General features: G+C 69.2%; 21 protein-coding genes and 2 pseudogenes. 16 read left to right on the top strand and 7 right to left on the bottom strand.

Annotation, left to right across the window (positions count from 1 at the left end; genetic code table 11):
* The first annotated feature begins 15 nt into the window (after positions 1-15).
* The 7 genes and pseudogenes from BLW82_RS00895 to BLW82_RS44990 all read left to right on the top strand — a co-directional run bounded on the left by BLW82_RS00895 (position 16) and on the right by BLW82_RS44990 (position 5,743).
* Complete coding sequence (locus BLW82_RS00895) at positions 16-1,530, top strand: ABC transporter substrate-binding protein (RefSeq protein WP_093496997.1); 1,515 nt, start codon at positions 16-18, stop codon at positions 1,528-1,530.
* The gene (locus BLW82_RS00890; protein ID WP_093496996.1) at positions 1,530-2,495 is read left to right on the top strand and encodes an ABC transporter permease; all 966 of its coding nucleotides are present in this window, start codon (positions 1,530-1,532) and stop codon (positions 2,493-2,495) included. Before BLW82_RS00895 ends, BLW82_RS00890 begins: the two co-directional genes overlap by 1 nt.
* A complete protein-coding gene (locus BLW82_RS00885) occupies positions 2,492-3,361 on the top strand; it encodes an ABC transporter permease (RefSeq protein ID WP_093496995.1) in 870 nt (289 codons plus the stop codon). Before BLW82_RS00890 ends, BLW82_RS00885 begins: the two co-directional genes overlap by 4 nt.
* The gene (locus BLW82_RS00880) at positions 3,358-4,158 is read left to right on the top strand and encodes an ATP-binding cassette domain-containing protein (RefSeq protein WP_093496994.1); all 801 of its coding nucleotides are present in this window, start codon (positions 3,358-3,360) and stop codon (positions 4,156-4,158) included. Before BLW82_RS00885 ends, BLW82_RS00880 begins: the two co-directional genes overlap by 4 nt.
* Positions 4,155-4,919 (top strand): ABC transporter ATP-binding protein, encoded by a 765-nt coding sequence (locus BLW82_RS00875; protein ID WP_093496993.1) that lies wholly within the window; start codon positions 4,155-4,157, stop codon positions 4,917-4,919. The genes BLW82_RS00880 and BLW82_RS00875 overlap by 4 nt, the downstream gene beginning before the upstream one ends.
* Before the next feature lie 222 nt (positions 4,920-5,141).
* Positions 5,142-5,300 (top strand): annotated as a pseudogene (locus BLW82_RS44995) (hypothetical protein); the annotation flags it as partial.
* 224 nt (positions 5,301-5,524) lie between these two features.
* A complete protein-coding gene (locus BLW82_RS44990; protein ID WP_256216269.1) occupies positions 5,525-5,743 on the top strand; it encodes an ATP-binding protein in 219 nt (72 codons plus the stop codon).
* Between the two features lie 117 nt (positions 5,744-5,860).
* Here the strand turns inward: BLW82_RS44990 and BLW82_RS00865 are convergent, their stop codons facing one another.
* Positions 5,861-6,736: a helix-turn-helix domain-containing protein gene (locus BLW82_RS00865; protein ID WP_093496991.1), complete on the bottom strand. Its 876-nt coding sequence runs from the start codon at positions 6,734-6,736 to the stop codon at positions 5,861-5,863.
* Between the two features lie 157 nt (positions 6,737-6,893).
* Here BLW82_RS00865 and BLW82_RS00860 point away from each other — a divergent pair, with 157 nt between their 5' ends.
* The gene (locus BLW82_RS00860; protein ID WP_093496990.1) at positions 6,894-7,733 is read left to right on the top strand and encodes an SDR family oxidoreductase; all 840 of its coding nucleotides are present in this window, start codon (positions 6,894-6,896) and stop codon (positions 7,731-7,733) included.
* A gap of 320 nt (positions 7,734-8,053) precedes the next feature.
* On the opposite strand, the gene BLW82_RS44155 is transcribed toward BLW82_RS00860, so the two are convergent.
* The 3 genes from BLW82_RS44155 to BLW82_RS00845 all read right to left on the bottom strand — a co-directional run bounded on the left by BLW82_RS44155 (position 8,054) and on the right by BLW82_RS00845 (position 10,521).
* Positions 8,054-8,422 (bottom strand): hypothetical protein, encoded by a 369-nt coding sequence (locus BLW82_RS44155; protein WP_177232790.1) that lies wholly within the window; start codon positions 8,420-8,422, stop codon positions 8,054-8,056.
* Complete coding sequence (locus BLW82_RS00850) at positions 8,419-8,892, bottom strand: transposase (protein ID WP_093496988.1); 474 nt, start codon at positions 8,890-8,892, stop codon at positions 8,419-8,421. The genes BLW82_RS44155 and BLW82_RS00850 overlap by 4 nt, the downstream gene beginning before the upstream one ends.
* 96 nt (positions 8,893-8,988) lie before the next feature.
* The gene (locus BLW82_RS00845) at positions 8,989-10,521 is read right to left on the bottom strand and encodes a hypothetical protein (protein WP_143063624.1); all 1,533 of its coding nucleotides are present in this window, start codon (positions 10,519-10,521) and stop codon (positions 8,989-8,991) included.
* Between the two features lie 254 nt (positions 10,522-10,775).
* On the opposite strand from BLW82_RS00845, the gene BLW82_RS00840 reads away from it, so the two are divergent.
* From BLW82_RS00840 to BLW82_RS00825, 3 genes and pseudogenes are all read left to right on the top strand, one after another.
* Positions 10,776-12,014, top strand: a complete 1,239-nt coding sequence (locus tag BLW82_RS00840; protein ID WP_093496986.1) for an IS256 family transposase — start codon at positions 10,776-10,778, stop codon at positions 12,012-12,014.
* Between the two features lie 281 nt (positions 12,015-12,295).
* Positions 12,296-12,797: pseudogene (locus tag BLW82_RS44985) on the top strand (IS630 family transposase); the annotation flags it as partial.
* Positions 12,798-12,840: 43 nt separating this feature from the next.
* On the top strand, positions 12,841-13,149 hold the full coding sequence (locus BLW82_RS00825) for an immunity 53 family protein (protein WP_093496985.1): 309 nt from the start codon (positions 12,841-12,843) through the stop codon (positions 13,147-13,149).
* A 52-nt stretch (positions 13,150-13,201) separates the two neighbouring features.
* Here BLW82_RS00825 and BLW82_RS00820 read toward each other — a convergent pair whose 3' ends face one another.
* The gene (locus BLW82_RS00820) at positions 13,202-14,002 is read right to left on the bottom strand and encodes an inositol monophosphatase family protein (protein WP_093496984.1); all 801 of its coding nucleotides are present in this window, start codon (positions 14,000-14,002) and stop codon (positions 13,202-13,204) included.
* A 750-nt stretch (positions 14,003-14,752) separates the two neighbouring features.
* Between BLW82_RS00820 and BLW82_RS00815 the strand changes: the two genes are divergently transcribed.
* The 4 genes from BLW82_RS00815 to BLW82_RS00800 all read left to right on the top strand — a co-directional run bounded on the left by BLW82_RS00815 (position 14,753) and on the right by BLW82_RS00800 (position 17,142).
* Positions 14,753-15,061 (top strand): DUF5709 domain-containing protein, encoded by a 309-nt coding sequence (locus BLW82_RS00815; RefSeq protein WP_256215574.1) that lies wholly within the window; start codon positions 14,753-14,755, stop codon positions 15,059-15,061.
* Positions 15,062-15,522: 461 nt separating this feature from the next.
* Positions 15,523-16,122: a sulfite oxidase-like oxidoreductase gene (locus BLW82_RS00810; protein ID WP_093496983.1), complete on the top strand. Its 600-nt coding sequence runs from the start codon at positions 15,523-15,525 to the stop codon at positions 16,120-16,122.
* Positions 16,092-16,838, top strand: a complete 747-nt coding sequence (locus tag BLW82_RS00805) for a ferredoxin reductase (protein ID WP_093496982.1) — start codon at positions 16,092-16,094, stop codon at positions 16,836-16,838. The genes BLW82_RS00810 and BLW82_RS00805 overlap by 31 nt, the downstream gene beginning before the upstream one ends.
* Before the next feature lie 10 nt (positions 16,839-16,848).
* A complete protein-coding gene (locus tag BLW82_RS00800) occupies positions 16,849-17,142 on the top strand; it encodes a DUF6510 family protein (RefSeq protein WP_093496981.1) in 294 nt (97 codons plus the stop codon).
* 575 nt (positions 17,143-17,717) lie between these two features.
* On the opposite strand, the gene BLW82_RS00795 is transcribed toward BLW82_RS00800, so the two are convergent.
* Together BLW82_RS00795 and BLW82_RS00790 are read right to left on the bottom strand one after the other, a co-directional pair.
* On the bottom strand, positions 17,718-18,668 hold the full coding sequence (locus BLW82_RS00795) for an SDR family NAD(P)-dependent oxidoreductase (protein ID WP_256215572.1): 951 nt from the start codon (positions 18,666-18,668) through the stop codon (positions 17,718-17,720).
* Complete coding sequence (locus BLW82_RS00790; protein WP_093496979.1) at positions 18,661-19,263, bottom strand: type 1 glutamine amidotransferase domain-containing protein; 603 nt, start codon at positions 19,261-19,263, stop codon at positions 18,661-18,663. Before BLW82_RS00790 ends, BLW82_RS00795 begins: the two co-directional genes overlap by 8 nt.
* A 105-nt stretch (positions 19,264-19,368) precedes the next feature.
* On the opposite strand from BLW82_RS00790, the gene BLW82_RS00785 reads away from it, so the two are divergent.
* Positions 19,369-20,331, top strand: coding sequence for an AraC family transcriptional regulator (locus BLW82_RS00785; protein ID WP_256215571.1), 963 nt, complete (start codon positions 19,369-19,371; stop codon positions 20,329-20,331).
* Positions 20,332-21,042 lie beyond the last annotated feature (711 nt).

Below are 21,042 nucleotides of genomic sequence, written 5' to 3'. Positions count from 1 at the left end.
AAGCGCACGCACGCCATGAGACTGAACAAGCCCGCCCTGTACGCCGCCGCGACCACCGCCACCCTCGCGCTCGTCCTCACCGCCTGCGGCGGCTCGGCGACCAGCGCCTCCGGCGGCACCTGGGACAAGAACGCCACCGTCAACATCGGCTCCCTGTACGAGCCGCAGAACCTCGACAACACCGCGGGCGGCGGCCAGGGCGTCACCGAGGCCCTCAACGGCAACGTCTACGAAGGACTCTTCCGTCTCACCGACGACGGCAAGGTCGACAAGCTCCTCGCGAAGGACTACAAGGCCAGCGCCGACGGCCTCACCTACACCTTCACCCTGCGCGACGGCGTGAAGTTCCACAGCGGCAAGGAACTCACCAGCGCCGACGTCAAGTACAGCCTGGAGAAGGTCCTCGCCGACGACTCGCAGTCCGCCCGCAAGAGCAACCTCGAAGTCGTCAAGGACATCGCCACCCCCGACGCGCACACCGTCAAGGTCACGCTGTCCCAGCGGTCGATCTCCTTCGTCTACAACCTCTCCTACGTCTGGATCATCAACTCCCAGGCGAAGAACCTGAAGACCAGCGAGGACGGTACCGGCCCCTACAGCCTCGGCAAGTGGACGCGCGGCTCGGCCCTGAGCCTGAACCGGTTCCCCGGCTACTGGGGTGACCAGGCCGCCAACAAGCAGGTCGTCTTCCACTACTTCAAGGACGCCACCGCCCTCAACAACGCCCTGCTGACCAACGCCGTCGACGTGGTCACCAGCGAACAGTCCCCGGACGCCCTGGACCAGTTCAAGAGCAACCAGAACTACAAGGTCAACGACGGCAACTCCACCACCAAGCTGCTGCTCGCCTTCAACGACAAGGCCAAGCCCTTCACGGACGTCAAGGTGCGGCAGGCCGTCTCCGCGGCCATCGACGACAAGAAGCTCCTCGAGTCGGTCTGGGGCGGCTACGGCAAGCTCATCGGCTCGATGGTGCCGCCCACCGACCCCTGGTACGAGGACCTCACCAAGGTCAACGCCTACGACGTCACCAAGGCCAAGCAGTTGCTCGCAGAAGCCGGTTACGCCAAGGGCTTCTCCTTCACCCTGGACACCCCCAACTACGACCCGCACCCCACGGCCGCGACCTTCATCAAGGCACAGCTCGCCAAGGTCGGCATCGACGTCAAGATCAACACGATCACGCCCGACGAGTGGTACACCAAGGTCTACAAGAACCACGACTTCACGGCGACGCTCCAGGAGCACGTCAACGACCGCGACCTGGTCTGGTACGGCAACCCCGACTTCTACTGGGGCTACGACAACAAGCAGGTCACGAAGTGGGTCGCGCAGGCCGAGGAAGCCACCACCACCGCGCAGCAGACCGACCTGCTGAAGAAGGTCAACCGTCAGACCGCCGAGGACGCGGCCAGCGACTGGCTCTACCTCTACCCGCAGATCGTGGTCGCGAGCTCCAAGGTCTCCGGCTACCCGCTCAACGGCCTGAACTCCCAGTTCTACGCCTTCGACATCAAGAAGAAGGACTGATGGGGCGCTACCTCCTCAGACGCCTCGCCTTCCTGGTGGTGTCGCTGGTGATGGCCAGCGTGGTGCTCTTCGTCCTGCTGCGCCTGCTGCCCGGCGACCCGGCCAACGCGCTCACCTCGGTGGGCGCCAGCCCGGAGCAGATCGCCGCGGCCCGCCACTCGATCGGCTCCGACCGGCCGCTGCCCGAGCAGTTCACCCACTGGCTCGGGCAGCTGGCCGGCGGCGACCTCGGCACCTCCTTCGTCAGCTCGCTGCCGGTCGGCCCCGAGGTTTCCGCCCGCCTGAACGTCACCGTCCCGCTGACGCTGGCCGCGTTCGTGCTGGCCGTCCTCGTCGCCGTACCCGTCGGCTTCGTCGCCGCCCACAAGCGGCACACCTGGTACGGCGCCCTGCTCAGCGGGGTCTCCCAACTGGGCATGGCAGTACCGGTCTTCTGGCTCGGCATGATCCTCATCGCGGTGTTCGCACTGAACGCGGGCTGGCTGCCCGCCGGCGGCTTCCCGCAGGACGGCTGGTCCGCGCCCGCCGACGCCGTCCGCTCCCTGGTCCTGCCCGTCGTGACCATCGCCCTGGTGATGAGCGCCTCCCTGATCCGCTACGTCCGCTCGGCCACCCTCGACGTCCTCGGCAGCGACCACCTGCGCACCGCCCGCGCCCTCGGCGCGTCCTTCCCCGCCGCCATGTGGCGACACGGCCTGCGCAACGCCTCCGTACCGGTGATCTCCGTACTCGGCATCGAACTCGCCTCCACCCTGCTCGGCGCCGTCGTCGTGGAGTCCGTGTACGCCCTGCCCGGCCTCGGCTCGCTGCTCGCCACCGGCATCGCCCAGCACGACTACCCGGTGATCCAGGGCGTGCTGTTCGTCTCCACCCTCGCCGTCCTGCTGATCGGGTTCGTCGCCGACCTCGTGCAGCGGATCATCGACCCGCGGCTGCGCGGCCGGCTGTCGGGAGCCGCCCGATGACCACGACCGACGTCCTGGACAAGACGCCGGCCGCCACACCCGTCCGCGGCCGCCGCCGCTCCGCGACGCTGCTCGCGGGCTGCACCCTCACCGGACTGATCGCGCTGCTCGCGCTCGTCTCGCTGGTCTGGCTCCCGTACGCCACCGACGACACCTCAGGCGGCCGGCTCGCCGGTCCCGGCGGCGGTCACCTGCTCGGCACCGACAAACTGGGCCGGGACCTGTTCACCCAGCTCATGACGGGCTCGCGAATCGCCGTCGAGGCCGGCCTCGGCTCGGTGCTGATCGCCGCGCTGATCGGTGTCACGCTCGGGGTGCTCGCCGCGTTCGCGCAAGGATGGCTCGACGACACCCTCGCCGCCTTCCTCGACATCCTGATCGCCTTCCCGACGCTGCTGCTGGCGATGCTCGTCGTCGCCGCCCGCTCAGCCACCCTCGGCTCCGCCGTCCTGGCCATCGGCCTGGCCCAGAGCGCCGTCGTCGCCCGGCTGGTGCGGATCCTGGTCAAGCGGGTCCTCGCCCAGGACTACGTCACCGCCGCCCGCACCTCGGGCACCTCCTGGCCCCGCACCGTCGTCGGGCACGTGCTGCCCAACATCTGGCCGACCCTCGTGGTCAACCTCGCCCTCCAGTTCGGCCTCGCCGTGCTGGCCGAGGCCGGCCTGTCCTACCTCGGTCTCGGCGCGCCGCCGCCCAACGCCTCCTGGGGACGCATGCTCCAGGAGGCCCAGGCCACCTTCACCACCGCCCCGGCCGGCGCGCTGGCCCCCGGCATCCTGCTGGTCCTGCTGGTCGTCGGCGTCAACCTGATCGCCGACGGGCTGCGGGACACCCTCGACCCGGCGACCCGACGGAGGCGGCCATGACCCTCCTCGACGTGGACGGCCTGACCGTGCGCACCGCCGACGGTCGCGCCCTGGTCGACGGCATCTCCTTCCGGATCGACGCGGGGGAACGGCTCGGCCTGATCGGCGAGTCCGGCTCCGGCAAGTCCCTGACCACCCTCGCCCTGCTCGGCCTGCTGCCCGACGGGATGCGCGCCGAGGGGAGCGTGACGCTGGCCGGCACGCAGGTCGTCGGCGCCACCGAGAAGCAGCTCACGGCGGTCCGCGGACGCCGGGCGGCCGTGGTCTTCCAGGAACCGCTGACCGCCCTCGACCCGCTGATGCGGGTGGGCCGGCAGATCGCCGAACCGCTCGCCCGCCGTACCGGCCTCAAGGGCAGGCAGCTGCGGGCCGCCGTGGGGGAGGCCCTGGACCGGGTCCGGCTGCCCGAACCCGGGCGGATCGCCCGTGCCTTCCCGCACGAGATCTCCGGGGGCCAGCGCCAGCGCGTCGCCCTCGCCATGGCCCTCGCCTGCGAGCCCGACCTGCTCATCGCCGACGAACCCACCACCGCCCTCGACGTGTCCGTGCAGGCCGAGGTGCTCGACCTGCTCGACACCCTGGTGCGCGAGCGCGGGATGGCCGTGCTGTTCGTCAGCCACGACCTCGCCGTCGTCGCGAAGATCGCCGACCGGGCCCTCGTCCTCAAGGACGGCCGGGCCGTCGAGGAGGGGCCGGTCCTCGACGTGATCGGCACGCCGACCGCCGAGTACACCCGGACGCTCGTCGCCGGTGCCCGCAAGCTGGAGGCCGCCCTGGACCTGAGGAGCGCCCGATGACCCCCGTACTCGAACTCGACGACGTGGCCGTCCGCTACCGGGGCGCCGCAGCCGACGTCGTCCAGGGCGTGTCCCTCGCCGTCGAACCGGGACAGTCGCTGGCGCTGGTCGGCGAGTCCGGCGCCGGCAAGACCACCCTGCTGCGTCTCCTGCTCGGCCTCGCCCGTCCCACCCGCGGCACGGTCCGCTTCGACGGCGAGCCCCTCGCCCCGCGCGACCGGCGGCAGCTGCGCCGGTTCCGGCGGGGCGTCCAGTGCGTCTTCCAGGACCCGTACTCCTCCCTGGACCCGCGCCGCCGTGTGGCCGCCATCGTCGCCGAACCGCTGCGTTCCCTGGGCCTGGACAGCCGCACGACAGCGGCGCCGAAGGTGGCCGCCGCCCTGGAGCGGGTAGGGCTGCCCGCCGACGCGGCCGACCGCTACCCGCACGAGTTCTCCGGCGGCCAGCGGCAGCGCGTCGCCATCGCCCGCGCCATCGTCTGCGATCCGCGCGTGCTGCTCGCCGACGAGCCGGTGAGCGCGCTCGACCTCACGACCCGCGTGAAGGTCGTCGACCTGCTCGCCGAGCTGAAGCAGGAGCGCGACCTGACCCTGGTCATGGTCAGCCACGACCTCTCGGTGGTCGCCTCCCTGTGCGAGCGCACCGCGGTGCTGGAACGCGGCCGGCTGGTCGAACAGGGCGCCACCGACCGGGTGCTCGGCGCACCGGAGCACCCGTACACCCGGCGACTGATCGACAGCGTGCCCCGGCTGCCCGCCTGAGTCAGGCGGGCGGGCCGAAGCGGGAACCCTTGTCCAGGCGGTGCTGCACTTGCGTGATCATGCAGATCCCGCGGCGACGTTCCGCTATGAACGGCAGTACGGTGTTCTCGCCGAAGGTCCTATGGGGGGCTGGCAGGACCAGCCGCAAGGGGCCCCAGATCTCCGCGGTGGAGTTCGAGCGGTTGTGGGCCGAAGCACGGCGGGCTCTCGGGCGGTTCACCAGTGGATCATCGTTTCGGCGCTGGTGGGACGGCACTCGAAAATCAGCCCCGTTCCGGGCAAACTCCCCGCCCTCGACGTGCCGGTCGGCCCCCCCCGCTGGGACTCGGGAACGGCCACCATGATGAGCAACGCGAGATCGTCTTGACGTCCGGCAGCATCATCGCCCTGTTCACGGACGGCCTCCCGGAAACCCGCGCACTCGACCTCGACGCCGAGCTTGGCCGGCCGGCGGACTGTGGCCGCCGGCCGCGCGAGAACACGGACATGCTCGCCGATGGCCTGATTGGCGATCGTCGAGCGTCCCAGGACGCTCGCCGACGACCTGGCACTCTTGCTGATGGGATACGACGGCATCCAGCCAGGGAACAGCAGGACTCGCCTGGTTGTTCGTCCAGCGTTACGACCTCCAGGCTGTGGCTTCCGCGCGTCACTACTCGCGCGAGGTGCTCAAACGCTGGAGATCGGAAGTCCTCTTGGACGACCTGCAGCTCATGCTGTCCGAGGCGGTCACCAACGCGCTGATCCACGCACAGATCGATGTCGACATCCGAGCCAAGTTCTTGAAGCCAAACGAGGGCGCGGCTGCCATTCACGCGAGCTGACACGCTCGTGTGGCTACGCAGACCGCGTCAGAGTTCGTTGCATCCGGGCCTTCTTCCACGGCACCTACTTCTGGGCTCCGGTTGCAGCGCAGCGTCCGGCCCTTGCCGGGCCAGTAATCAGCGGCGCGGACCGTTGTCCGGGTGGGGTGCCCCTGTGGCCTCCTGCTCAGTGGCACACAGCGACCCGAGCAGAGCGAGTGCAGTAGCGGAGGGCGTGCCGGGCTCCGCGTAGTGGACGACGAGGAGCAGCCCGTCGGAGCCGGCGACAACCAGCTTCTCCCGGCGCAGATGCAGCTCGCCCACCTGTGGATGGCGCAGGCGGGTGGTGGCTCCCTCCCAACGGCGGACGTCGTGGCGGGCCCACAGGCGACGAAAACGCTCGCTTTTCAGGCTCAGCTCGCCAACAAGCTGAGTCAGGCGCGGGTCTTCCGTCTCGGCGCCGACGGCGGCGCGCAGCTGCGCGACCACACCCGCTGTGCCCTGTTCCCAGTCCATGTGCAGCTGCTGCGCCAAGGGGTCGGTGAACAGGGCCCGCAGACGGTTCACGCCCGGTGCCATGTGCGGCGACAGGGCGACGGCCAGACGGTTGGCGGCCAGCACATCCATGCACCGGTTCTGCACAAAAGCGGGCACGGCGAACGTGTCCAGCAGCATCCCGATACCGTCAGGCACACGCTCGGTGCGAGGCAGGGACTGCCTGCGGCGGGACTTGGGCCGGGCGAGCTCGACCATGTGAGCGGCGCTGTCCGCGTCGAGCTGCAGCACCTCGGCGAGGGCGTCAAGCACCTGAACCGACGGGTTGCGATCCCGGCCGCGCTCCAGACGCAGATAGTAGTCGGCGCTGATACCGGCGAGCATCGCGACCTCTTCCCGGCGCAGCCCTGGCACCCGCCGGGTCCCGGTGACCGGAAGCCCGACCTCCTCCGGCCGGACGAGTTCGCGACGGGCCCGTAGGAACTCGCCAAGGGCATTGCGGCCGTCTGCTGTGTCCATGCTCCGACGGTAACGCGGCGCTTCTCCAGCTGCGGGGGCCCTGTCACTACCTGGAACACGGGGGCACTGCAAGGCCACACGACGTGGGCGCAGGATCGAGAACGAGGCCTCGGGACCACCGGGGCGCGCATTCCTCTTCCCCAGCAAGGAGTACGCCATGACACGGCGCACCTGGTTCATCACCGGCGTCAACAGCGGCTTCGGTCGGCACATGACCGAGCAGCTGCTCGAGAAGGGCCACAAGGTGGCCGGCACGATCCGTCGGCCTGGTTCTGTGGACGACCTCGTGGCCAAGTACGGCGATACGTTCTGGGTGGCATCCCTCGACGTCACCGACACCCCCGCCGTCAAGGAGGTCGTCGACCGCGCGTTCACCGAACTGGGGCGGATCGACGTGGTGGTCAACAACGCGGGCTACGGCCTGTTCGGCGCGGCCGAGGAGGTCACCGACGAGCAGATCCTCGGCATCCTCAACACCAATCTGACCGGTTCGATCCAGGTCACCCGGACTGCACTGCCGCACCTGCGGAAGCAAGGCGGAGGACGGATCATCCAGATCTCCACCTACGGCGGCCAGGCCACCAACCCCGGCGCCTGCATGTACCACGCCAGTAAGTGGGGCATCGAGGGATTCATGGAATCCACGGCGAAGGACGTCGCTCCGTTCGGTATCGGCGTCACCATCGTCGAGCCCGGAGGCGCGCGCACCGAGTTCCGCTACAGCAGCCTGCAGATGGCGACCCCGCTGTCGGAGTACAACGACACACCTGCCGCCATGACCCGCGCAGCCCAGGACCGGAGTCGGCCTTCTCTCGGTGACCCGGCAGCGATGGCCACTCGCATCATCGACAGCGTGGAGCAGACGCCTGCCCCGCTGCGGCTGGTCCTGGGAAGTGACTCCTACCGTTTTCTCCAAGCGGCCCTGTCCGAGCGGCTGGCCCAGGTCGAGGCCCAGCGTGATACGGCAGGTCTGACTGACATCACCGACGGTGCCTGACCTGACCTGACCTGTGGTTCGGCTGAACAGCCGGCCGCCGCTACGGGCATCCGTGATCTACCACGCATCACCAGACGCAGCCGGCCGGTGCCGGCGAGGCATTGCGCGACACATAAGGCCATCGGTGGCTGCGGTCTATGTCGCCATCCCCGCCGAATCCAGAAGGCCCTCATCCCTGCGAGATCACCATGCCGTCACGGCCGTGCCCAAACGGCACGCCAGGGTCAGGGCAGGACGCTCAGACAGTGTCGGCGATGCGTGCATCGGGACCGTCCCACGCCGGGTTCTGGGACGGATACGCAACGTCGCAAGAGCAATGCTCAGGACTTGTGGATCGGTGCGGGGAGAGACGCGGAGAGCGTGCCTTCCCGAATGATCCCGTGATGGTCACCGAGCAGGCCCCCGTTCGCACCGCGGGTCGGGAAGGCACGCCCGTGCCAAGCGGAGTCACCGACGACGGCTCCACCCAGTCCGGCTCCCTGATCGACGAGATCGTCCGCGAGGGCGCCCGCCGTATGCTGGCCGCCGCGCCGGAAGCGGAAGTCAACCAGTGCGAAGGTGACCTCGATGGACCAGCGCCACGCGTACCGGGTAATCAGCGCCGGGGCCGGGGCCGGGGTGGTCAGGTCGTTGGTGACCAGCGCGAGGTCGTAGCCGCTGTCGGTTGCCTCGTCGCGCAGGAGGATCACGCGGACGGCAGACACACCGGCCTTGCGCGGCAGGGGAGTTGAACCACGATGCCGATCACGACGAAGAGGGTCCCGCGCCCGACCGGCTTGGGACCCTTGGCGGCGCCGTCGTGCTGCCGGGCTGCCCCGAACACCTTCTTCCCGCGCCGCTCGAAAAGGGTGTCGTCCGCCGCGACGGTCAGCACCGTGCTCTCGGGCAGCAGGCGGCGCACGATCAAGTGAGACAGGCACGCGCCCAGCAGGTCCGGGCTCCACCGGGTGCGGGAGAAGAACACATGGGCGCGGTCATGAGACCAGACGCGCGTCAACTCCGCGCCGCCGAGCATCCCGGTCACCGTGCACCGCCCGGTCTGCGCGATCAGCCCAGTGACCAGCGGGGAGAAGGCGGTGAAGGTGGGAGCAGTGAAGTAGCCCCGCAGCAACTCCAACACGGCGAGCAGCGAAGCAGGTCCGGTCGGATCCGACAGCATCGGTGGGTCCCTCCCCGGAGGAGACAGAAGCACCGCCGATGCCTCTCCGCTTTCTCCCGCCTGCACGGCCGGATGACGTCACGTCACCCGGCCGAACTAGCTCCGTCCGGCCGGCCGGAGGTGACTCTCGGCGAAGCTGCGTAGTTCGTCACGGGTTCGTGCGGGGTCGGTCGCGGCTTCGGTGGCACGGCCTCTGGGGAGGTAGCGGACACCGTCGATCTCGCAGATCAGCGGCCCCACGCCGGTGTTGAGCACCAGGGCCTCGCCGACCGGAGCGGGACCGCCGACGGTGCGGCGCTCACTGCCACGGGATCGGGAGATCGGCTGCAGGAACAGCGGCGCTGTCACCTCGCCGCCCTCCGGCCGGAACAGGACCAGCGTCATCTCGCCGGGATCCCGGCACAGACGGACGTAGCGCATGGGCTGCCATGTGCCCTTTCCGCTGTCCGAACGCGCGGCACGCAGTACCGGACCGCACAGGGTGGAGCGGTCGGTCGCGACCCAGCCGATCCGGGCGAGGGACGCGATGCCGACCGTGCCGAACACGAGGAAGCGCCAGTGCCCCAGGTGCAAGTGGTCCTCGAGGATGGCGGCGCAGGAGAACCCAAGCGAGTACCAGGCGTTGGTGCCGAGGACGGTGGTCAGCACCCAGATGCGCGGCGATATGGACGTGCGGCCGAAGCCGCGGCGCGGCCGGGTCACCCGGGGGCCCGGGCGATGGCGATCGCCGTGCCGGGCCGCGGCGGCGAGGCTCGCGTAGCTCAGGTCGTCATCGAGGGCTGCCCACCTGTCCTCTCCCGCCTCGTCGCCCCCGGCCGCCCGCGGGGGGCTCGCCGGCTGGGCCCGGCGCGCCAGCCGGACACGTCTGGCGCAGGCCAGCGGGTTGAATATCAACGCACCTCCCAGGCCGAGCAGGCCGAGGCCGCCTCCGAGTACGGCGACCACACTCAGGGCGGTTCGTGTGTTCACGGCCTCACCCAGGAAAGGCCAGGGCAGGGCGGTGATCCGGATGTGGTCGCCGGAGCGGACGTCTGTCGTGTCACAGTCCACCGCTGCCCGCTGTGCGCCGCCGTCCCAGCCGACGGTGCAGCTGTCGTCGTCCCGGTCCACACGGATGACCTCGGCGGCGATGTGCTTCCCGAGCAGCGCGACGTCCGCGGTGGCCAGGCCCACGAACAGGGACGCCGCGAGGGCGAGTACCGCCCATGGCGGTGCGGCCGGCAGAAGCAGCCGTCGGGCGGGCGCGGAAACCGGGCGGGTCTGTTCGCCCAGCCAGGCGCCGAGGGTCCGCGCATCCTGCGTGGCCAAGCGCAGCCGCAGCACCTGGCCTTCGGGCGTCCGGTAGCGCAGGTTGACCTTCTCGAAGGGGGGCCGGCCGTTGGTGGAGACTGCCGCGTCCAGGGCCTCGCCGCCGCGTGGCAGGGCGGTGACGCTCCCGGAACGGTCCAGAAAGACGGGCCTGTCGAGGCGCGGGTCGACCAGTAGTCGGCCCTTGTGGCCGTCGAGTCGGCAGCGGAAGTGCACGGCCCGGCCCGCTGCAAGTCCGCGCCGCCTCCTTGCCGCCGCCCACCGGGCGAGCCCGGCTATGACCATGGGGATCACCACGAGCCCCACAAAGCTGGCGATCATCGGTTCCGTCGTCTCCTCCGCTGTGGGTGACCGGAGAAGCGTACGAGGGCTGCCAGGAGCCCTGGCCCGGGGGTACCCTCGGGTCTGCCTGGATGATTCGGCACCACAGGGGACGGCCGGGTTGCGTCTCTGGAAGTGGTGTACCGGTTCCCACCTGATCCGGGTGTTTGTCCCGGCGTCGGAGTGAGGGTCCGGATATGAGAACGGCCACCGGCTGATCTTCGAGATGTCTAGGCTCGAAGGAGATCAGCACGATGACCGCACCAGACAGTCTGCCCCTGCACGCTCTCGCCGAGGACAACCTCGCCGCGGCGAGTCCCGATCTGCTGCGCGCGATGGTCAAGACGTTCGCCGACGCGCTCATGTCCGCGGAGGCCGATGCCCTCTGCAATGCCGAATACGGGCAGGTCAGCGAGGAACGCGTCAATCACCGCAACGGTTATCGCCCGCGCGAGTGGGACACCCGCGCAGGGACCGTCGAACTCGCCGTCCCCAAGCTGCGGCAGGGCAGTTACTTCCCGCACTGGCTCCTGGAACGCCGCCGGCGGGCCGAGCAGGCCCTCGTCTCGGTGGTCGCCACCGCCTACCTGCTCGGTGTGTCCACCCGCCGCGTCGAGAAGCTCGCCGAGTCCCTCGGCGTCACCCAGCTGTCGAAGTCCCAGGTCAGCGCGATGGCCAAGCATCTGGACGATCAGGTCACCGCGTTCCGCAACCGGCCGCTCGATGCCGGGCCCTACACGTTCGTCTGGGTGGACGCGCTGACCCAGAAGGTCCGCGAGGGCGGCCGCATCATCAACGTCCACGCTCTGATCGCAGTCGGCGTCAACGCCGACGGACACCGCGAGATCCTCGGCATCGACGTCGCCACGGCCGAGGACGGTGCGGGCTGGCTCGCCTTCCTGCGCTCCCTGACCGCCCGCGGCCTGTCCGGTGTCCAGCTGGTCGTCTCCGACGCGCACACCGGCCTGGTGAACGCGATCGGCGCGGTCCTGCCCGGCGCATCCTGGCAGCGGTGCCGCACGCATTACGCCCGAAATTTGCTGAGCCAGGTCCCGAAGTCCGCTCAGCCGTGGGTGGCCACCCTGCTGCGGACCGTCTTCGAACAACCCGACACCGACGCTGTCCAGGCCCAGATGCGGCACGTTCTGGATGCCCTGGAAGCCAAGTTCCCCAAGGCAGCAGCCCACTTGGACGCCGCTCAGCACGACCTGCTGGCCTTCACCGCCTTCCCACGCGAGATCTGGCGGCAGATCTGGTCGAACAACCCACAGGAACGGCTGAACAAGGAGATCCGACGTCGCACCGACGTCGTCGGCATCTTCCCCGACCGCACCGCGCTGATCCGCCTGGTCGGCGCCGTGCTGGCCGAGCAGAACGACGAATGGACCGAGGCCCGCCGCTACATGGGACTCGACCTGCTGGCCAAGGCCCGGCTCCACCCGATCGAGTCAGAAACCGACGAGACCGTCCTCCCGACCGAACTCACCGCATAGCCTCAAAACGAGATCACCGAGTGGCCGGCGATACACCACTCCAGCGGACGTGACCGACGGCCGCGCCGTGCGTCGCGGGGCCCGCAGTTCCGTTGGAGAGCATCTAGTGCTGTGACCGCATGGGTTCGCCGGGTTGGTGGTCGTGGCGGTTGGATGTGCGGTGACGTCCGATCCGATCGCTGGAGGTGCGGCGGCCGAGCCTGTCCGTGTACGCAGACTGACTGACCTTGAGGGTCAGCCGCTGCAGCAGATTGTGCGTCGGGGCAGCACCAGCTCGGTGCGAGGAATCCCCCGACCCGGACCGCGAGGCGAAGCTGGACCGGATTGAGGAGGCCCTTGACCGCTTCTCGGACAGGGTGTTCGCCTTCGACGAGTTCGGCCCGCTCGGAATCCGGCCCACCACAGGCTCGTGCTGGGGCGACCGGAAGCATCCCGATCGGGTGCCCCCACCTACCACCGCACCCATGGGGTGCGCTATTTCCACGGCTGGTACTCGGTCGGCGACGACGAAGAACAAGGTCGAGTTGTGCTTCACCCCGGCCTACGCCTCGTGGGCCAACCCCATCGAGGCGCATTTCGGACCGCTGAGGCAGTTCACCATCGCCAACTCCCAACACCCCAAACACACCGTGCAGACCCGGGCCCTGCACGCCTACCTGCGCTGGCGCAACGCCAACCCCCGTCACCCGCGACGTCCTGGCCGCCGAGCGCAGGGAACGCGCCCGCATCGGCAGCGAGAAGGGCATCCGCTGGGGCGGGCGCCCCCTCGCCACCGCGGCCTGAGCGACCCGGCGAACCTATGGTCAGAGCACTAACATCCCCTGGCGTGAGTAATTCGGAGAATGTTCTTGACTGGCTGCAGAACTGGTACGCCGCGCAGTGCAACGAGGACTGGGAGCACGAGTGGGGCGTGAAGATCGCCACACTCGATAACCCCGGCTGGACCGTCACCATCGACCTGGAGGAGACGGACCTGGAGCAACATGAGTACCCCCGCCAGGACGTCAACCGCAGCCCTCACGACTGGGTCTGGGCGTGGACTTCCGAGAAGACCTTTCACGCCAGATGCGGCCCCGGCAACCTCACCGAAGCCCTCGCCTTGTTCCGCACCTGGGCGACCGCGAACACTCCCTGAGCAATCACACAGCGGCGGCCACAGAACCCGGTGAACCCATGCGGTCAGAGCACTAGCTTCGGCTGCGCTTCATCGACATCAGCAGCCTGTGGGTCTCGTCGTCGGCGGCGGCCACAAGCCCACGACCGGCCTCACCGATCGGGGCGCCGTCGATCCCGGTGACAACGCAGCCAGCAGCCCGGCACAAAGCGATGCCGGCCGCGAAGTGCACACTCCTGGACAGGTCGTCGCCATCGGTGACATACGCGGCGCGCTTGCCGGCAGCGACCCAGGCCAGCGCCAGCGTCGTAGACACGACCCGAGGACGGAAACGTTCGACGAATTCAGGGTGAGCCAGCAGATCAACGGCCCGGAATCCGGGCGCACTCGGGAACGGCGGATCCAGGTTGACGTCCACCAATCGGCTAGCGGGCGAGGGCGTCAGTAGTACGTCGTCGGCCCCGTCATGCCGCACCCAGGCGGTCTCCCCGTCGGTGAAGAAAACCTCGCCGCTGAACGGGTCGGCCACCGCCGCCGCCCCATCGCGCAGCGCCACATTGACGGCCACCAGCATGTTGCCCACGGCGTAGTTCAGCGTGCCGCACAGAGGATCCACCAACCACTGGCGCACAGCGTCGGCGGCGCCCTGCTGCCCGCCTTCCTCGCCGAGCACCGCGTCATCGGGCCGTGCAGCACGGATAACGCCGAGGATCGTCTTCTCGGCCTCCACATCGGCGGCGGTTGCAAAGTCCCCAGCCCCCTTGTCGATGCGGTCGAGCCGCCGGCCGTACATATTGCGGACAACATCCGCGCCGGCCAGCGCTCCGGCTATCGCGACTGCAGCATCGTCGGAACTTGCGTATGAGTTGATCACGCCGTGCAGACTATCGAGGCGAAGCTACCGCCCCGGCGAACCTTCCCGCTCAGAGCACTAGTTACTCTGAGCGACCCCAACGACGATCAACGAAAAGGTCGTAAGTCGAGTTCTTCGACCGCGACAAGTGGAGCTCATCGCCACGGCGGCGCTGCTCACCCCGCCGCACTTGCCAGCAGATCACGCACGAGCAAGAGCAACTGGCTGCCCGGCACGACGCCACGGTCCGCGCCAGAGTCTCGACTGCAGGCTCCCGGCGCCCCGACAGATTGACAGGACAGACAGCACGGCCGGCGGACCGGCAATGATCCCCTCTCGACGGGCTCGGCCCGCGCCGTGGCTCACGCTCCTTCGGCGGCCGTCAGCTTCTCTCCGCCGCGGGACGTGTAGAGGAGAGGCTTGGTGAAGTACGTGTCGTCCTCGGTGACGATCAGGTCCGCGGCCTTGTGTGGTCTTGATTGCCCTGTAACGGCGTTCGTGGCCAGCGGTCGTCGCCGACCTGGACGGGCCTGACGTTCTTTGTCGAACCATCGTGCTGTGAGGACCTGGGGCAACTGCCCCGCTGCTCCACGGGGGCGGGGGAGCCTACGTCGTGAGGTCCCCACGGGCAGTGCCGGAAAAATTGGCGCAATCCGCCACCGCCGGTCGGTGCCACCGCCGCGGCGAAGACGTTTCTCACGCACCTTATGAACTAGTCCCAGCCGCCTTCACATCTGGTCAAAGCCCCCTCCTCCCGAGTCCCCGCTCGCTGTGTCCGAGTGGGGACTGACCGCCAGGGAGGCCGCCTCCCACGAGGATCTGTCCCACCTCCTCGGGCACGAGGTGCCGGATCTGGCCGTGGACGTCGACGGCGACGGGCTTGGCAATGCCACCGACACCGATGGGGAGCTCATCGACGATCAGGTCGGCTGCGTGCGGGCAGGCCGCCTGGTCGGCTGGGACGCGGACGGGGCCGGTCGTCTCGACGACGACTACCGGGCCCGAGACGTCGGTATCGACGGTGGCGCGGCCTCGGTGGAGGAGGCGGCTGTCCACATCGTCCCCGAGGACGAACGGTGACGACAGCGGAGCCCACGTCGGCCTTGGCCGCCTGGACGCCGCCGATACGTCCGTGGCGTCACCGGAGAGATCCCGGTGCGGAGGAGAGCCTCAGCGGGCCGTGCCGGTACGTCTGGCGCAACTCCGGCATCCGGTTCGACGCGGAAGAGGAGGCACGTCTCACTTGGCTGCCCCCCGATTCCCACGGGGAGCTGGCCACTGCCGGGAGAAGAGGGGGCGCGGCGCTGGCCTGCACGGGGCCAGCGGGACGAGAACGTTCGCGCTCCCTATGAAACGACTTCCGGGACGCGCGGGAGAGCGCGAGATCGGTTGCCCGAACGCGAAGACGTGAGCCAGCATGGGCCATGCCGGGGTTCCGGGGCGGGCCCCCGGCGACACGGCGGATAGGAGACGCGCTGCCTGCGACGCCGATATCAGGAGAGAATCAACAAGCCTACGGCCACATCACTAGGACGTCAGACATGCCCATCATTTCGCGCGGCTTTCACGGGCGCCGACCTGAGCCCGGCAAGAAACTCCCTCCGGGCCAGTACGAGGCCACAGGCTTCCCGGTCCTGTCAGCCGGTCCGACACCGCACGTGCCCAAGGACAGGTGGGAACTGACCGTCACCACGGAAGTGGGCCGTCGTCATTCCTGGGACTGGTCCGCCCTCACGGCGCTGCCCGCCGACGCTCCGACTGTGGACCTCCACTGTGTGACCAAGTGGTCCAAGTTCGGCACCCGGTGGCAGGGCGTGTCACTCGACGTCCTCCTGGCTGACGTCGAGACTGCGGCGGAGTACGCGCTGATCTCCTCGTATGGCGGATATACGACGAACTTGCCGCTGGCGGACCTGCTCGACGGCAAGGCGTGGATCGTGTACGGGTACGACGGCCAGGACCTCACTCCGGAGCACGGGGGCCCGGCGAGGCTGCTGGTCCCGCATCTCTATCTGTGGAAGTCCGCCAAGTGGGTTCGCGGCATCGAACTACGCGAAGACGACATCCCGGGGTTCTGGGAGAGCGCCGGCTATCACAACTACGGAGACCCGTGGCAAGAGCAACGGTACTGGGGAGACTAGGCGACCGGCTGCGCTGGAGGGCCGCCGAGGTGGTGGCACGGCGTGTCGAGTCAGCGACGGCCGTCACCATCACGTTGGAGGTGCCGGAGTGGCCGGGCCATCTCGCCGGTCAGCACGTGGACGTCCGCCTGACCGCGGAGGACGGGTACAGCACACAGCGCAGCTACTCCATCGCCTCGGCCGAGAACGGCGGGCGGGTGGAGCTGACAGTGCAGCGGATTCCAGGAGGCGAGGTCTCACCGTATCTGGTCGACGAACTTGTCCCTGGTGACCGGATCGAGGTCAGGGGCCCGGTCGGCGGCTGGTTCGTCTGGCGGCCCGAGCAGCGAGAACCGGTGCTGCTGGTGGCCGGCGGGTCTGGGCTGGTTCCGTTGATGTGCATGATCCGGGCCCGACGCGCGGCCGACAGCCGAGTCCCCTTCCGGCTGCTCTATTCCCTGCGCTCACCGCAGGAGCAGCTCTACGGCGCGGAGATGCGCGAGGGTGCGCCCGGGCTGGATGTGACGCGTCTGTACACACGGGAGGCCCCGCAGGAGTCCGTGCGCCCTCCGGGCCGAATCACCCCGGAGGATCTGGCACAGCACGGATGGCCGCCGGACTTCGAGCCGGTGTGCTACGTATGCGGCCCGACCGCCTTCGTGGAGAAGGCGGCCGCCTATCTGGTGCTGCTCGGACACAAGCCCGAGCAGGTGCGGACCGAGCGCTTCGGCGGCTGAGGAGACCGATATGAGACCGCAGGATTCCGTGCACGACGAAGGCACGTCTTACCTGGACGGCAACGCTCTGGCGGGCCCTCTCTCGGAGATCTTCGCCGTGGACCTGACCGTCGCGACGGGCCGGTGCGCGCACTGCGGCCGCACGGGTCCGGTCGCCTCTCTGCGGGTGTACGGGCACGCCCCAGGGCTGGTCGCCCGATGCCCTGGCTGCGAGCAGGTCATGATCCGCCTGGTGTCCGGCACGGGCACCAGCTGGCTCGACATGAGCGGCGTCGCCGTCCTCGCCATTCCGGCCGCCGGCTGAACGCCCACCGGCCGTGACGACGGGTCGATGCTCGGGCGTGATGCCGTCCGAAGATGCCGGCACCCGCTCATGACGCCGTTGCCGGTTTGACAGACAGCCGCGTCGCCTCACTGGCGCTCGCGTCCCGTGCCGGGGATTGAGTGAACTCGAAGAGGCCTGGTCAACCCCGCCACCGTGTGACCCTTACGGGGTCTCGCATCGAGGCGGACCGGCGGGTGATGCGGCCTTGGTCACCAGAAGACGCGGTGGCTGCTCTCGCCGTGTACGGCAGGAAGTACGTGGCCCGCCGGCTGGCTCCTGAACCGGACAGGATCACCACCGAAGCCGCGATGACGGACGTACTGGAGCGATCACTCCGCCAGTGTCCACAGCTCGAGCCCCCTGCGGGGCGCTGGGCGATGGAGCTGACCACTACTGGTGATCTGATCGGCGGCGGGCGCCGACCGCCGCGGGAATGCCGGACCCCTGGTTGCCCGTGCCCGACACCGGCCGTCAGCGGACCGGTGTCGGGCACGTCGGGCCCGGCAGAGCTGGAGGCCTCGCCTCCGCGGGGAGGGCGCCGGCGTCGCCGCGTGTTAGGGCAGCGCTGCTTGGGCGAGACCCCACAGCCGGTCGGCGTTTTCGGGGTCGAGGGCGTGCGCGGCGACGCCGTCCCCGGTGCCGTCGGCGGTGACGGGCGATTCCTGGTTGTCCTCGAAGTAGCGGCCGGTCACGCCCTCCAGGAGGGGGGAAGCGGCGAGGAGGGTGTTCGTGGCCGCTCCCTGCCGGAGGTCCTTGTAGTGGGGCTGGTCGATGCGGTTGCCGTTCTCGTCCGCTCCCCCCATCGCTTGGAGGGTCTTGAGGTCGAGGTGGCGCTGCAGGCCGGAGTTGATCCAGCCGGGCATGAGTGCGTTCGCGGTGATGCCGTCGTCGGCCCACCTGCGGGCCATTCCCACCGCCATCAGTACGTCGGCGGCCTTGGAGCGGCCGTACGCCACCCACCGGTCGTAGGGGGTGGTGTCGAAGTGAGGATCGTCGAAGTCGATCGGGTGCCCTCGGTGGGCGCCGGAACTGACGGCGACGACCCGCGCCGCACCGGCCTTCCGCAGTGCGGGCAGCAGGCCGGTGGCGAGGGCGAAGTGACCGAGGTAGTTGGTCGCCATCTGCATCTCCCATCCCGCGGTGCTGCGCACGAGGTCGGGCAGGGCCATGATGCCGGCGTTGGCCACCAGGGCGTGCAGTGGTCCCTCCCAGGCGCGGGCCAGGTCGCGGACGGTGGTGAGGTCGGCCAGGTCCAGTCGGCAGGCCCGGATCTGCCCGGACCATCCTTCCCGGTCCGCGCGGTGCACGAGCGTATCGGCGGCCGCGGGGTCACGGACCGCGACGGTCACCTCGGCACCGGCCCGGGCCAGTGCGGCGGCGGTTTCGCCCCCGATTCCCGAGGCGCCTCCTGTGACCAGGATCCTCTTTCCCGTCAGATCCACTCCGGCGAGGACCTCGTCAGCGGTGGCCTTCGGCCCGAAGGGGGTGCTCAAGAGCTCAGACACCGGTCGCACCCGCCGTCTGGGATCGCTGGTCGAGGTGCTCGATGATGGCGTGCATCTCGGCCGGCAGGTCGCCGGGCTTGCGGTCGGTGAAGAACGGGCCGTCATGGATGACGGCTTCGTTGACCCAGGTGCCGCCCGCCGTCTCGATCTCCTCGGCGACGCCGTACCAGGAGGTCATGCGTCGGCCGCCGGCCAGTCCCGCGCTGACCAGGACCTGCGGGCCGTGGCAGACCAGTCCGACCGGCTTGTCGGCCGTGGCGAACGCCCGCACGAAGTCAAGTGCGGCGGGCAGCGTGCGCAGCTGCAGCGGGGCGTGGCCGCCGGGCACGAAGAGCATGAGGTAGTCGGCCGGGTCGACCTCCGCGAGGGCGACGGTCTCCAGCAGCTTCATCCCGCGGGCTGCGGTCAGCTCTCCGCCGGACGGTGTGATCACATCGACCTCGTAGCCGGCCTCGGTGAATCGATAGTAGGGGTAGAAGAACTCGACATCTTCGACCACATCCGCGGTCAGCACGGCAATGCGCCCCTTGGGGGGTGCCCCGGTGGGGACGGCCACACGGTTGTCGGCGGGGCGGTCGACGATGGCGTTAACCATGATGTACTCCTTCTTGTCTTGATCTTTCTCAATCCAAGCTAGCCGCCCACGGGTAGACTTCTGATTATCATGAGTCTCCCAGAATCAATAGATCGTCCAGACAGCATGGACTTCTACGAGGGCGTGGATCCTCTGGAGGATGTACTCGCCCTCACCGGGGCTCGCGCGACACGGGCCGCCACGCTGACGGGGCACGGCCAGTGGTCCCTGCGCTTCCCCCCGCCCGCAGGGGCGAAATTCAATGCCGTGATGGAGGGGTCGTGCACCCTCACCACGGACGCGATGGAACGCCCGCTCTCTCTGCGTGCGGGCGACACCTTCCTGCTGACCAGGCCGCAGGAGTTCACCCTTTCCACCGCCTCGCACCTGCCTCCGCAGGCTGCCTCACCCCTCTTCCGCGCCACCCGCGAGGCCGCCGAGGTCGGTCCTCCCGGGCAGCCGGTCTCCGCACGCCTGGTGGGCGGCAGCTTCACCTTCGGCCGGCGTGCGCGCACCCTGCTGCTGGACGCCCTCCCACCTGTCCTCCACCTCCCCGCCCACGCCGACGGCGCCGCGATGGCCCCCCACCTCCTGACCCGCATCGACCAGGAGACCCGCGCACGCCGCCTCGGTGCGAATGTGGTGACCGAACGCCTCGCTGTCGTCCTGCTCGTCGACATGATCCGCCATCACCTGGCCCGCCACCCCGGTGGTAGCGGCTGGCTACAGGGCCTGGCGGACCCCGTCGTGTCGACCGCGCTGCACGCCATCCACGCAGATCCCGCACGCAACTGGACCGTTCGTCTCCTGGCCGAGACCGCGAACGTCTCGCGCTCCGCGTTCGCCGCTCGGTTCAAGAAGACCGTCGGGAAGGGGCCCCTGCAGTACCTGACCCAGTGGCGACTCGAACTGGGGGCCCATCGCCTGGCGAACACGGAGCAGACCATCGCCGCCATCGCCGCGGCTGTCGGCTATGGCTCGGAAACTGCCTTCTCACTCGCCTTCAAACGCGAACTTGGAACACCTCCAGGCGGCTACCGCACGCAAGCCCGCCTACTCCAGCATGCGCAGGGCCCAACGCCCGCGTAGAACGTCTGTCGTCCCCACGGCCAGGAACGGTGGGTATCGGCCCCGCAGAGGTACTGCGTTCCCTTGCGACCGGCCTCTACCAGGTTCGTGCGGGTGTCGACGCCATAGCGCCGGGACGCTGCCTCGGCGTGGCGCGGGAAGCAACGTGCGCGAGGCAATCACACGATGGTGCAGCCGAGTTGAACTGGACGGGCGCGGACGCGTACAACGACGGCACCAGGGCCTCCCGGCACCGCTCGGTCAGATTCGCAGCCCCGAGCTACCGAGAGGCCCTGCCTTCATGCACGCACAACGGGAAGATCACCCCAGCGGTGAACCTGTTCGACCCCGCACATTCCATGATCGGTCGAGATACAGCTTCGAGGTAGCCGACCATGCGTCAGTGAAGTTGATCCGCCTCTGGTCAGACGGAAACAGGGGCCTCAGCGGCGTTCAGAGACGCGCCGAGCACCGTTGCGGATGGCCGCCACGGTCAATCCTGTTCCGGCCACCCGCTCTACGGGTCCGGACGCCGGAGCGGCGGCCTCGCGGGCGTAGTCGGTGAGGTCTTTTGGTTGGCGGCGGTCAGGGGCCTCCTGGACGTGGACCTTTACCTCCCCATCGACCGGCGGCCTCTCGGCAACCAGTGTGCCGCTGTGGGCCTCGGGCACGCCCCGGGAGCTTCGTGACTACTTCAACCGTTGGCGGATGCGTTGCCGTGCCCAGAGCGCC

The organism is Streptomyces sp. Ag109_O5-10 (assembly GCF_900105755.1).
Lineage (GTDB): Bacteria > Actinomycetota > Actinomycetes > Streptomycetales > Streptomycetaceae > Streptomyces.
The sequence above is the reverse complement of the archived record's forward strand: the minus strand, read 5'-3'. Positions and strand labels throughout refer to the sequence as shown.